The organism is Vibrio bathopelagicus (assembly GCF_014879975.1).
Taxonomy (GTDB): domain Bacteria; phylum Pseudomonadota; class Gammaproteobacteria; order Enterobacterales; family Vibrionaceae; genus Vibrio; species Vibrio bathopelagicus.
Window position 1 is genome coordinate 2,660,996 of record NZ_CP062500.1, and the last position, 12,602, is coordinate 2,673,597.

Annotated in this window: 11 protein-coding genes; 3 read left to right on the plus strand and 8 right to left on the minus strand. The window is 43.3% G+C overall.

Features of this window, described 5'->3' with window-relative positions:
* Positions 1-70: 70 nt before the first annotated feature.
* A complete protein-coding gene (locus IHV80_RS11690; RefSeq protein WP_192889151.1) occupies positions 71-598 on the plus strand; it encodes a YqhA family protein in 528 nt (175 codons plus the stop codon).
* Positions 599-661: 63 nt separating this feature from the next.
* On the opposite strand, the gene IHV80_RS11695 is transcribed toward IHV80_RS11690, so the two are convergent.
* The 6 genes from IHV80_RS11695 to znuA all read right to left on the minus strand — a co-directional run bounded on the left by IHV80_RS11695 (position 662) and on the right by znuA (position 8,562).
* On the minus strand, positions 662-892 hold the full coding sequence (locus IHV80_RS11695; RefSeq protein ID WP_192889152.1) for a FeoC-like transcriptional regulator: 231 nt from the start codon (positions 890-892) through the stop codon (positions 662-664).
* Positions 889-3,162, minus strand: coding sequence for a Fe(2+) transporter permease subunit FeoB (gene feoB, locus IHV80_RS11700; protein WP_192889153.1), 2,274 nt, complete (start codon positions 3,160-3,162; stop codon positions 889-891). Before feoB ends, IHV80_RS11695 begins: the two co-directional genes overlap by 4 nt.
* Positions 3,163-3,384 carry a FeoA family protein gene (locus IHV80_RS11705; RefSeq protein WP_192889154.1) on the minus strand — a complete coding sequence of 74 codons (222 nt, stop codon included), beginning with the start codon at positions 3,382-3,384 and terminating at the stop codon, positions 3,163-3,165. It lies immediately after the preceding gene.
* Positions 3,385-3,855: 471 nt separating this feature from the next.
* On the minus strand, positions 3,856-4,038 hold the full coding sequence (locus IHV80_RS11710) for a hypothetical protein (RefSeq protein ID WP_192889155.1): 183 nt from the start codon (positions 4,036-4,038) through the stop codon (positions 3,856-3,858).
* 6 nt (positions 4,039-4,044) lie between these two features.
* Positions 4,045-7,395 carry a helix-turn-helix domain-containing protein gene (locus IHV80_RS11715; protein WP_192889156.1) on the minus strand — a complete coding sequence of 1,117 codons (3,351 nt, stop codon included), beginning with the start codon at positions 7,393-7,395 and terminating at the stop codon, positions 4,045-4,047.
* A 282-nt stretch (positions 7,396-7,677) separates the two neighbouring features.
* Positions 7,678-8,562, minus strand: a complete 885-nt coding sequence (gene znuA / locus IHV80_RS11720) for a zinc ABC transporter substrate-binding protein ZnuA (protein WP_192889157.1) — start codon at positions 8,560-8,562, stop codon at positions 7,678-7,680.
* Positions 8,563-8,645: 83 nt separating this feature from the next.
* Between znuA and znuC the strand changes: the two genes are divergently transcribed.
* Together znuC and znuB are read left to right on the plus strand one after the other, a co-directional pair.
* Positions 8,646-9,425 (plus strand): zinc ABC transporter ATP-binding protein ZnuC, encoded by a 780-nt coding sequence (gene znuC, locus IHV80_RS11725; protein WP_192889158.1) that lies wholly within the window; start codon positions 8,646-8,648, stop codon positions 9,423-9,425.
* On the plus strand, positions 9,425-10,210 hold the full coding sequence (gene znuB, locus IHV80_RS11730) for a zinc ABC transporter permease subunit ZnuB (RefSeq protein WP_192889159.1): 786 nt from the start codon (positions 9,425-9,427) through the stop codon (positions 10,208-10,210). The genes znuC and znuB overlap by 1 nt, the downstream gene beginning before the upstream one ends.
* A 175-nt stretch (positions 10,211-10,385) precedes the next feature.
* On the opposite strand, the gene sucD is transcribed toward znuB, so the two are convergent.
* Both sucD and sucC read right to left on the minus strand, forming a co-directional pair.
* Positions 10,386-11,258: a succinate--CoA ligase subunit alpha gene (gene sucD, locus IHV80_RS11735; RefSeq protein ID WP_004734209.1), complete on the minus strand. Its 873-nt coding sequence runs from the start codon at positions 11,256-11,258 to the stop codon at positions 10,386-10,388.
* The gene (sucC, locus tag IHV80_RS11740; protein ID WP_192889160.1) at positions 11,258-12,424 is read right to left on the minus strand and encodes an ADP-forming succinate--CoA ligase subunit beta; all 1,167 of its coding nucleotides are present in this window, start codon (positions 12,422-12,424) and stop codon (positions 11,258-11,260) included. The genes sucD and sucC overlap by 1 nt, the downstream gene beginning before the upstream one ends.
* Between the last annotated feature and the right edge of the window lie 178 nt (positions 12,425-12,602).

Consider the following 12,602-nt stretch of genomic DNA (forward strand, 5'->3'; position numbering starts at 1 on the left):
ACAAAAACACCCCATTATCACAACAAGCACTCCTGTGTATACTTCTAGCACACAATATAGAGAGAGCATCATGAAACAAACCTTCAACCTATTTCGTCATATTAGCTGGATCGCTATCGTGTGTTCTATGCTTGCTTCCCTACTTCTATTTGTCATGGGGGCAGCGAAAACCTACTCAGCGTTCGCGGTTTTCATTCTCAACCAAACGCCACCAGAGTCACTGGCACATCTAGATACGACAGACATTGCAATTTCATACTTAATTAAGTCGTTGGACACATTTCTCATCGCCTTTGTACTTTTTATATTTTCTCACGGTGTATTCACTCTATTCATTTCTGATAAAAGCACAGCACCTACAAATGATGAGCAATCCAAAAAAATAAAAGTACTTAACTGGATTAAGACACCGAATATTGGTCACCTAAAAAACATTTTAGCTGAAGTGATCATCATCATTTTATTCGTGAAGTTTTTGGAGTTAGTGCTCGTCAACTTCGACAGTATTGGATGGGATATACTCGTTCTTCCCATCTCTATCCTTTTGCTTAGTCTCGGACTTAAAGTTCTAGGTCTAGGCGAAAGCAAAGAGTCCTAGACAAAAGAGCTAAAACGAAAAACCGCAGCTCAAGGGCTGCGGTTTTTGTTTAAGCTATCTGAACTACATCATCACATTCAATGACAAACCATCTTGCTTACTAATGGTGTAACGAATACGGGTTATATGACCCTGCTTATTCGTATCGACTAATCGAGATACTTTGCCCTTCTTAACCCATACACTCAGCATCGCATCAACACCGTCTTCACTCATTCCAAATTTAGACGCAAGCTCATTGCGAGCGGCAACACTATGGTTATCAATATATTGATGAAGTTCAGTCAAGATCATACTACTTGCACCTCAAGTACTTTTTGCTTGCTGCCTACTTTCTTGAACACTCGATAGGTCACTACAAAGCCACCAGCGATAGCCACCATCCATACAGCACTACTCACTGGGTGAGCTGCAAAATTTGCAGCTTGGTAATAAAACGTTGCGCCGAAATAACCAAGTGCCATTGTCCATACAGCAATGAAGCGCGCAAACATCTGACCAAACTCACGAACGTAAGCACCCATCGCAGCCACACAAGGTGTGTAAAGCAAGATAAGAATCAGGTAAGCAAATGCCGCATGGCCAGAAACGAATTTGTCCTTCAGATTGCCAAAGATAGACGAGTCAACCTCTTGATCCGCCGCTACAGAGCTTGAGTCCGACAAGTCGCCTACTTCAATGCCTAACGGATCTGAGTAGCTCAAGCCAGATAGGTTTTCAGGGATAGTCATTACCGCTTCTTGCAGGCTTGCCGCTAAATCGAATTCAGCCGCTTCTTCATCTGATGGCGTCGTGTACAAGCTATTTAATGTACCGACAACCGCTTCTTTGGCGAAAATACCTGTGATGATACCAACCGTTGCAGGCCAGTTCTCTTCAGTAATACCAATCGGTTGGAACACCGGCGTCACAACTTGTGCAGCTTTAGACAACACTGAATTTTCGCTGTCTTCGTTACCAAAACTTCCGTCCATACCTAAAGAGTTCAAGAAGCTCAGGATTGCCACAACCATTACGATTGTTTTACCTGCACCAAGCACAAAACGTTTCAATTTCTGCCACGTTTTTAGCATCACGTTTTGCACGGTTGGCAATTCGTAATCTGGCATTTCCATAACCAAGCTATCGCTGCTGCCAGGATAAATTGTATTTTTAAGGAATAGACCCGTGAACACAGAAGCAACAATACCCATGATGTACAAAGCGAATACTACGTTTTGTCCGGCACCCGGAAAGAACGCTGCTGCAAACAGTGCGTATACTGGTAGGCGAGCACCACATGACATGAACGGCGCCATTGATGCAGCCAGTTTACGCTCACGCTCTTGGTCAAGAGTACGTGTTGCCATGATCGAAGGAACGTTACAGCCAAAACCAAGTACCAGAGGGACAAAAGCCTTACCCGGCAAGCCGATTTTTTGCATCACTTTATCAAGTACAAATGCAGCACGCGCCATGTAGCCTGAGCTTTCTAGTACCGCTAAGAATAGGTAAAGCGCAGCGATTACCGGAATAAAGGTAGCAACCGTTTGAATACCACCACCGATACCATCGGCAAGGATTGTCACTAGCCAAACAGGTAAATGTCCGTCTAATAAGTGATGACCACCATCAACCAATAACGCACCTACACCAATATCAAAGAAATCGATAAACGCACTACCGATATTGATAGAGAACATGAACATCAAGTACATAATGACGAAGAAGAAAGGAATACCAACCCACTTGTTCAAAATGAATTGGTCTGCTTTTTCTGTGAAGTTCCGGCTTAGCTTGCCTTCACTGCGGCGGACACGCTTACAAAGGTCATGTAGAAAAGTGTATTTTGCATCGGCAACCGCTAGGTCAATATCAAAGTCAGCACTCAGGCGCACGCTATCAATTTGAATGCGAGGCTGAGGAGCAAGGCCATTTAGAACCAAGTAATCATTTTCTAAAGCACGAATCGCTAGCGCTCTATGCGATACATCAGCATCATCAAATTGAGATTCAACAGAAGGGATTAGTGCTTCTAATGCTGCGTCGTAATCGATAGAGATAGGGTCAAGGCTCACACCTTGAACAAGTAACTTATGAAGGCGTTCTTTAAAGCGAACCACTTGGCCTTTGTCGTTTGCAGACAAGCTCAGAACTGGACAGCCTAACTCTTTCTCTAGCGCTTTAAGGTTAATGATCTGACGCTCACGCTTTAATACATCCATTTTGTTCAATACAACGATCATTGGGCGACCCAACTCTCGCAATTGTAATGTCATGTACAAGCTTCTTTCTAAACAGCTCGCATCAACAACATTGATGATCACATCTGCTGGGTGAGTAAGCACAGCGCGAGATGCAATAGACTCATCGATGCTGTTCGCGTCATTACCACTGTCTAGTGCGTAGATACCAGGCAAATCGGTAAGCTGAAACTGATCACCAGCATGAGAATAGACACCCGTCTTCTTTTCTACGGTTACACCGACCCAGTTACCAACGTGCTGCTTGGCACCAGTCAGTGCATTAAATAATGTTGTTTTACCACTATTCGGGTTACCAACGGTTAGAACTTGATAATCCATTTAGATAACCTCGATTTGTTCTGCGATGCTTTCACGAATGGCGATTGAAACCCCTCTCACTTCAACTTGAAGCGGATCACCCATAGGTGCACGGCGAATCAACGTCACCTCGGTTTTTGGCAACATGCCCATGACCATAAGTTTTTTTCTAACTTCTGGTGTTAAACCTTTTAGTGCAACAATAGAAGCCGCTTTGCCTTGCTCTAGTTGTGAGAGTTTCATAAGTACCCAATTCGTGACTGATAATGAGAAAGATTGTTATTACCAGCATAATACACATACATGACCACAATTCTATTGTGTGAAATCAATGTTTTCGAAAATACACACTCGTAAATTTCGTTAAAAACGTTTACGTCAAAAACGTTACTTTCAACAAGCAACGAGAACTACCTCACTAGTACAAACCACCAAGAACCACACAAAACTATTAATTATCAACAACTTAAAATAATGTCGGTTTTCTCATGGCCATCTGTCGTTAATTTTATAAGTAAAATAAGTGGGCAGACGTATAGTTACTCCATCGAAGAGAAACTACTTCTCTTTAATTTTATTCCAGAGGTGATGTGGCTTGCCATATCACTCCGGCAGCAAGCGAAGGTGTCCTTGACACCCGTGGTGTAGTCCCCCCGGCTATGCCACGATATTTTTTTTCTTCCTCATTATATCCCTAGCAAATTTACTGCAACCCTAACTCTCTATCTCTATCTCTATCTCTATCTCTATCTCTATCTCTATCTCTATCTCTATCTCTATCTCTATCTCTATCTCTATCTCTATCTCTATCTCTATCTCGTATGAGCATAAAAAAGCCCCAACACGAATGTCGAGGCTTAGAGTATCTTTATCTATGTGGAAGTAGAGTGAACCCACAGCTCACTACTCTTCGTTATTTTCCGCAAACTTAGAGGGAGACATGCCAAAGTGGTGCTTAAACCTTTGGCTAAAGTAAGATGGGTCATTGAATCCAGAATCAAAGGCTACATCTGACACTTTTTCTCCCGCGAGTAAGCGCTCACAAGCATGTTCGAGACGAACTTCATTCAAGTGTTCCTTGAATGTCTTGTGATAAGCTAATTTAAAGCGTCGTTGTAAGCTTCTCTCAGACATAAACAAATACTTCGCAGCCGTTGCTGTACCAAACTCAGCATCAGCGTAGTGTTCACTCACAAGCTGTGAAACTTTATTTTTCCACTCTTGTTCCGCACTTACTTTTTGTTGTTCTGAGCTTGAGGTCGTGTGCTTAATCGTCTCGATTTGCTCTATGGTACTCGCCTCAAGGTTTTGCAATACTTGATATTCAATTGGCCAAGACAGCTGGACTTTATTTTGAGAATCCGAAATGAATGCATTAAGTTCACCACCACTTTGATTCATCAATAAGGGCAGCTTTTCAATATTAAGATCGGTTGATTTTCCACTACTATCGTTAATTGCTGAAGCCAATTTAGGGAAAGGCATGCCATGATCTCTTATCGTAACAACGAGATGACCTTTAACCTCTTCAACCAATATCACCATACTCTGCGATTTAAAATTTCGCTTGATGATACTCGCGACCAAGCTATTAAAGATAATATCGAGATTAAAATACAACAGCGACACATGTCGATGCTTGGTTTCAACGCTGATATCCAGCTCTATTCCCGCTTTGGTTAAGTCATCCTTCCAAGCTTTGAGTACCGACTCCAAGATCAAAATCACGTCGTAACAAACCGTTCCCTCTCCCTCTTGGCTATTGCTCAATTGAGCTAAACCGTTTTTTAACGCTAGGATCGGAGATTTACCATGGTCATCATTCCAGTTGGGTAACATGACAGCAATTTGGTTTACTTCAGCGGACAATTCTTTCGCTGTATGAGAAACAAGTGCATTTTTAACAGAGAGTTGCTTTTTGAGCTGTTGATTGGTCGTTAATAGAATCCGACTTTGATGCCTTAACTGATCGGTCTTTAAAGCGACTTGCGCTTTTAAATGTCTATTGGCAAAAGTCACATAGCGTGAACGCCAGAAGACAAGAATAGTGACCACACAAATAAGGAGTATCAGGAAACTCGCGGCTGCCCAATTACTTAGATACCAAGGCTCAGCTATCGAGAAGCTTTGATTGGTGGAAACAAAACGATAGTGAGAGTCCTTCACCGGTTTCACTTCAAGCGTATAGTCACCGGGAAGCAAGTGGTCTAGCGTAAGTAAGCCTCCCTCAAACTCGCTCCAAGGTTCATTGTCGTTGAGCCTATACTCCATAGCTGGAGCAAACGTCGCGGGTAAAATACCAAGCTTGAAACCGATGGAAGAGCCATAAGGTATCTCTTTTAAATCAACCGTTCTTCCGCCAAGCGATACTGTTTCTTGGTCAACACTGATCTTACTTAATAAGGCCCGGCTATGAGGCGTCGTCGATACCAGTAACTCATTAGACAATGCGCTGACCACGCCATACTTAGAGCCTAAAACGAGCCTAGACGATTGATTTTCTTCACTGTAAAACAACGCACAAGCACCCACCGCTAATTCATTGGTGATCAAGCCAAATGGTGAGCCGATGTGCTTATGCAACTGACCATCAAGACCGTAATAGCTGACCCCCTTTGATGATCCGAGCCACATACCATTGTCATCGCTGATTAAACAATTCGGGCTTATATTGTCTTCGACAAGAGCAATCTCTTCGATGATGTTGCTGTCATAAGGAATTCGGTACACACCGTAACTGCCCGCAAACCACTGAGAACCGTCCTTTGCTTGCTCAATATCGACAACTTTGCCAAATCGCTCACTCGAACGACTGAAACTGATTCTCTTATCGATAAATGAATAGAAGCCATGATCCGTGCCGATGTAAACACTGCCTTGCAAGCCTATATTTAGGTCTGTAATTTTGGCGGGGAGAAACTTATCGACTAACCAATCTGTGGCGTAAGACGCTAATTGCATGGTCTGGATCGATAAAGAATACAGGTTTTGTCCAGACGTCATCCACAAAACTTGGTTAGGCTGAAGAGCAAAATTCTCAACATGAACACCCTGAATCGCTCTCGGCAATTCAAGCGGTTCAGGATCCAACGTCTGGGTATTAAAACTAAGAATACCCTCTTCGGTGGCTATCCAGATTGAAGAACCTAAGACCTCAAAGTCTTGAACAGGTTTTGTATAAACACGAATTGGAAAATCTTCACTTTCCGAATCGACCAAATACAAGCCCATAGATGATGCAACCCAAGACAAATGTTCGTCAACGGGCTGCACTTTGTTGATCACGACGCTACTCGAGTGCATTCCCATTCCGTTAAGTGGCGTTCGAGAGAAAGTCTTACTAAACAATGAGAAATAGCGAATGCCATTATTGGTCGCGACCCACATACCACCAGCATGATCATTAATCAGCGAGTATATTTTCTCACCCGGTAATGAAAAGTCTTGATTGGTCGCACGCTTGAAGTGGATCGTTTCCCCCGTGATAAAATTGTAACTCACTAACCCATGCTCTGTACCAATCCAATATTGGTCTGAAGTTTCAGCGAGAGATAACACATGTGACCCACGAACATACGTCACTTGATCTGGGTTCGAGAGATCCACAATGACCGCACCATTTAAGGTACCGATGACTAGTTCACGCCGAGTGTTAGAGAAATAAATCGTTTCTATGTGATTCTTTTCCGATGCCGTGATGTGCGTAAACTCTTGTTGGTCAGAAAGATAGACACCGGCGCTGGTCGCCAAAACCCACTTCGACAATACCAACTCAGCATCGTTAATCTCGATATCGCTGCTGTTGTTGTATCGGTACAACTTAAGCAATGAATAGGTATTAAATTCCAAAGATTGGGTGTTATACGTATAGAAATTAGCGCCATCCGTGACCCAAATAAAGTCACCAGATGCACCGATATTAGCGATCTCAGCACCGGGGCTCAAACTGAAGGCGAGTTCATTGCCGATGCCAGGGCTATGTCGGTAGACCTCGTTGTCGAAAAAGGTCCAAAACTCATCATTAAGAAACGCGACGCTTTCCGAAGAAAACTCTAGAAGGCTCCCCTTTCTAGGAAGCAGAGTTCGTCCATCGTAAAAGAGCACTTTTCCATGCACATCATGGACCCACAGACCGCCACCTGCACCCAGATAGAGATTTTTAGCCGCAAGGAAATTCCCTTGTGCTTGAACAGGCAAAGGGTAAAAAACCGAGGGTGAAGTATCTACCGCTAATACGCTAAATGAAATGCTCATTAACATGAACATTCTTAAGATAATTTGAAACAACTTTTAATCCTGAACAGCAACAACACGCGAGGTACCTGTCACAATAATGTCTTATTATTGTGTACACAGAAAGTGGGTTTTTTTGTGCTTATTATTATCTTTCTATTTTAGCGGAAATTATCGAAGGAGAAAGAAGGTTTCTTATTTGTTGGAAGGTTTTATCTTAGCGGTCACGAAAATGCCGCAAGAAGCGGCATGATTCATAAATTAACGAGAGCAAAGTAGAGCAACTATACTCATCAGTATAAATTACTTTGCGCTTAAGCAACTGATGTAGCTATCTGTAAGTTGCTGAAGAAAATCGAAATAACTTCCGCTCTTCACTTCAACTTGAGAGCCAACAGGATCTAATTGACCTTGTTTAGTGTTGCTTCCGCGAGTTACAGATTCAATGACAGCAGGCGTAAATTGTGGCTCAGCAAATACACATTGGACATTGTCACGTACTAGCGTTTTTTTGATCGCTATGAGGCTTTTCGCACCCGGTTTTCTATCCGGATTCACAGTAAAGTAACCTAAGTTATTCAACTCAAACTCTTGCTCGAAATAGCCATATGCATCATGAAATACGTAATAGCCTTCGTCTTTAACTGGCGCAAGTTGCTCACGGATGGATTGTTCTTTCTCTTTCAAGTTAATCAGAAATGACTCTAAATTTTCTTGATAAGCCATTGCGTTATCTGGGTCTGTTTCAATTAGTTTAGCCGAGATGAACTTAGCTGCGACTTCAACTTGGTTGATACCTAACCAAAAATGAGGATCATGACTACCATGATCGTGCCCTTCATGTGCGTCGTGTTCTTCATGTCCGAATTCTCGTAATTCAATTCCAGGAATATCACTGATCTTGATAACGTTTTCTTTTGAACCAATCACCTTAGTCAAAAACGCTTCTAAGTCAGGGCCGAACCAAATCAACATATCAGCATCATGAACTTTTTTGACATCAGATGGTTTGAGAGCATAATCGTGCGGTGACGCATTGCTGTTCATCAACACATCCAGTTCGCTAACGCCTTGCGTTAATTCTGTCACAATCATTTGAATTGGTTTAAAGCTTGTTAGAATAGTACTGGCACTTGCAACACTTGGCGCTAAAAGCAAAGTAGCAAGTATAAAAGATGAACGTGACATAATTCCTCGATAATAGAAAAGTAGCTTAGGCTTGAGGTAAATGTTACATTATAACATTAGCGAATTGCAAATGAGTTCTATTCATGGATAACTTAATCCAACTAGATTCTGTCAGCGTCGAGTTTGACGGCCGAAAAGTTCTAGACAACATATCTCTAAATTTAGAGCGCGGCAGAATCACCACCCTAATTGGGCCAAACGGTGCAGGAAAATCTACACTGGTAAAAGTGGTTCTGGGTTTACAAACCAAGTTTTCAGGTAAAATAACTAAATCGAACAAACTGAAAATTGGCTATGTTCCACAAAAGCTAAAGCTCAATGATTCACTTCCCTTAAATGTCGAACGCTTTCTTAAACTGACAGGTAAGTTTAGTCAGCAAGAGATACTGGAAGCACTAAAATTGGTTGGTGCAGAACATCTGCAGAAAAGTAACATGCATCAGCTATCGGGTGGCGAGAACCAACGTGTTCTTATTGCTCGTTCATTGCTAAGAAGACCAGACTTACTTGTGCTCGATGAGCCAGCTCAAGGTGTTGATGTGCAAGGGCAAATAGACCTTTATGACCTGATTGATACCATTCGCCACCGCTTTGGTTGCGCTGTCTTTATGGTGTCACACGACTTGCATCTGGTGATGGCAAAAACAGATGACGTGATCTGTTTGCACCATCATATCTGTTGTTCAGGCGCCCCTGCGGATATCAAACACCATCCTTCATATATTGCATTGTTCGGCACTGCAACCCAAGAGACGCTGGCGTTTTATCACCACCAACACGAACATCACCATCATGACCTTGCAGGACAGCCTGTTAAGGGCGACGCGCACGAATGTTCAAACCATAAACACGGACACCACTAATGCTTGAGTTTCTTCTTCCCTCTATTTTAGCTGGCTTGGGCATTGCTCTGATCGCAGGTCCACTAGGTTCTTTTGTGGTTTGGCGAAAGATGGCCTACTTTGGTGACACGCTCGCACACGCATCTTTGATGGGCTTAGCGCTTGGTTTCTTATTCAATATTAACTTGTACTTGGCGCTGCTGATTTGTTGTTTGATGCTGGCAGTGTTGCTGGTTACCTTGCAAAAGCAAAAGCTGGTCGCGACCGATACCCTACTCGGTATTTTGGCGCACAGTGCGCTCTCTTTAGGTCTTGTAGCCGTCAGCTTCTTGGACAATGTTCGTGTCGATCTAATGAGCTACCTCTTTGGTGACTTGCTTGCGGTATCTCCGACGGATTTAGTGTTTATCTATGCGGGTGCCGCTGTGATTGGACTGGTATTAGCTATTTTTTGGCGACCACTATTATCAACGACCGTTAACGAAGATCTCGCGGCGGTTGACGGCATCAACATTGATTTAATGCGTCTTATTTTGATGCTGCTTGTAGGTATCGTAATAGCGGTGGGTATGAAGTTTGTTGGTGCGTTAATCATGACATCACTACTTATCATTCCTGCAGCAACGGCAAGAAAGTTCGCCAATACACCCGAACAAATGGCATTTCTTGCATCGATAATTGGTTCTATCGCTGTATTCGGAGGATTGAGCTTGTCATGGTTCTACGACACACCAGCCGGCCCTTCTGTTGTTATCAGTGCCGCGGCAATGTTTATGTTGTCTCAAATGTACAGAACTCGCACCTAAAGAGAAAAGTCGGGATTCGTTCTGGCTTTTAACAACACAACCGTTGATGCGGCAATCGTCTACAAAAGAATCGGTTACAAAAAAGTCGGTCACAAAAGAAAAAGGCTTGGTCAATGACCAAGCCTTTCTTATATCGTTCAGTTAGCTTCTATCTCATTCGATAAAAGCCAGCTGATTACCAACCTGTGATTTCACGTAGGCCTTTACCGATGTCAGCAAGAGACTTAACAGTCTTAACGCCTGCTGCTTCTAGTGCCGCGAATTTATCTTCAGCAGTACCTTTACCGCCAGAGATGATTGCACCAGCGTGGCCCATACGTTTACCCGGAGGAGCAGTAACACCAGCGATGTAAGATACAACTGGCTTAGTTACGTTTGCTTTGATGAACTCAGCAGCTTCTTCTTCCGCAGTACCACCGATCTCACCAATCATTACGATTGCTTCAGTCTCTGGGTCTTCTTGGAAAAGTTTTAGGATATCAATGAAGTTTGAACCTGGGATAGGGTCACCACCGATACCAACACATGTAGACTGACCAAAGCCTTCATCTGTTGTTTGCTTAACTGCTTCGTACGTCAGAGTACCTGAACGAGATACGATACCTACTTTACCCTTCTTGTGGATATGACCAGGCATGATACCAATCTTACACTCGTCTGGAGTGATAAGACCTGGACAGTTAGGACCGATCATGCGAACGCCAGTTTCTTCTAGCTTCACTTTAACGTCGATCATATCTGTAGTAGGGATACCTTCCGTGATCGTTACGATCAGTTCGATACCTGCATCAATAGCTTCTAGGATTGCATCTTTACAGAAAGGTGCTGGTACGTAGATAACTGTTGCTGTTGCGCCAGTTACTTCTACTGCTTCACGTACTGTGTTGAATACAGGAAGGCCTAGGTGAGTTTGACCACCCTTACCAGGTGAAACACCACCAACCATTTGCGTACCGTATGCGATCGCTTGGTCTGAGTGGAATGTACCTTGACCGCCAGTGAAACCCTGACAGATTACTTTAGTGTCTTTGTTAATTAATACAGACATTATTTAGCCTCCGCAGCAGCAACAACTTTCTGAGCAGCATCTGTTAGAGATACAGCAGCAATGATATCAACATCAGAATTAGCAAGTACTTCGCGACCTAGGTCTGCGTTTGTACCTTCTAGACGAACAACGACAGGAACTGTTACGCCAACTTCTTTAACTGCACCAATAATACCTTCAGCGATCATGTCACAACGAACGATGCCACCGAAGATGTTTACGAGTACTGCTTTAACATTGTCATCAGAAAGGATGATCTTGAATGCTTCAGCTACACGCTCTTTTGTTGCGCCGCCGCCTACATCAAGGAAGTTTGCTGGCTTGCCGCCGTGTAGGTTTACGATATCCATCGTACCCATAGCAAGGCCTGCACCGTTAACCATACAGCCAACGTTGCCATCAAGTGCTACGTAGTTCAGTTCCCACTGAGCTGCGTGCGCTTCGCGCTCGTCTTCTTGTGAAGGATCGTGCATTTCACGAAGCTTTGGCTGACGGTACATTGCGTTTGAGTCAATGTTGATCTTGCCGTCTAGACAAAGAAGATTACCTTCATTTGTAATAACAAGCGGGTTAATTTCTAGTAGAGCTAGGTCGTACTGAGCGAACATTTCACCAAGACCCATAAAGATCTTAACGAACTGTTTAATTTGATCGCCAGCTAGGCCAAGTTTGAATGCCAGTTCACGGCCTTGGTAAGCTTGAGGACCAACTAGAGGATCGATCGCTGATTGGTGAATCAACTCTGGAGTTTCTTCAGCGATTTTCTCAATGTCCACACCGCCTTCAGTTGACGCCATGAATACAATTCTGCGAGTTGCACGGTCAACAACAGCACCTAGGTAAAGCTCATTCGCGATGTTCGATGCTTCTTCAACTAGGATCTTTGTTACAGGTTGACCATTAGCGTCTGTTTGGTAAGTCACTAGGTTTTTACCTAGCCACTTTTGTGCAAACTCTTTAACGCCTTCTTTAGTGTCATGTAGCTCTACGCCGCCCGCTTTACCGCGACCACCAGCGTGTACTTGACACTTAACGACTTTCTTGGCTGTACTGATACGGCCTGCAGCTTCGAAAGCTTCTTGTGCTGTATCACATGCGAAACCTTCTGGTACAGGCAAACCGAATTCTGCAAACAGCTGTTTGGCTTGGTATTCATGCAAATTCATTTTGATATTCCGTTTATTTTCCCTTGAGGGATTATTATTTCCATAACGACACAGTTTCCTGTGGTACGTCTGTAGGGTCTTCTCAAATCAACTGCTGTCCATTTTCTAATGGCTTTACAGTTCAAGTGAAGGCCAGACGTTGAGCAGCCTAGCCTTTGAAACTTTTTACGTCTAGCTA

What these genes read in the sequence shown, in the direction of transcription:
- IHV80_RS11690 (WP_192889151.1), top strand. Translation starts at nt 71, where the DNA reads ATGAAACAAACCTTCAACCTATTTCGTCATATTAGCTGGATCGCTATC.
- IHV80_RS11695 (WP_192889152.1), bottom strand. Translation starts at nt 892, where the DNA reads ATGATCTTGACTGAACTTCATCAATATATTGATAACCATAGTGTTGCC.
- feoB (WP_192889153.1), bottom strand. Translation starts at nt 3,162, where the DNA reads ATGGATTATCAAGTTCTAACCGTTGGTAACCCGAATAGTGGTAAAACA.
- IHV80_RS11705 (WP_192889154.1), bottom strand. Translation starts at nt 3,384, where the DNA reads ATGAAACTCTCACAACTAGAGCAAGGCAAAGCGGCTTCTATTGTTGCA.
- IHV80_RS11715 (WP_192889156.1), bottom strand. Translation starts at nt 7,395, where the DNA reads ATGAGCATTTCATTTAGCGTATTAGCGGTAGATACTTCACCCTCGGTT.
- znuA (WP_192889157.1), bottom strand. Translation starts at nt 8,562, where the DNA reads ATGTCACGTTCATCTTTTATACTTGCTACTTTGCTTTTAGCGCCAAGT.
- znuC (WP_192889158.1), top strand. Translation starts at nt 8,646, where the DNA reads ATGGATAACTTAATCCAACTAGATTCTGTCAGCGTCGAGTTTGACGGC.
- znuB (WP_192889159.1), top strand. Translation starts at nt 9,425, where the DNA reads ATGCTTGAGTTTCTTCTTCCCTCTATTTTAGCTGGCTTGGGCATTGCT.
- sucD (WP_004734209.1), bottom strand. Translation starts at nt 11,258, where the DNA reads ATGTCTGTATTAATTAACAAAGACACTAAAGTAATCTGTCAGGGTTTC.
- sucC (WP_192889160.1), bottom strand. Translation starts at nt 12,424, where the DNA reads ATGAATTTGCATGAATACCAAGCCAAACAGCTGTTTGCAGAATTCGGT.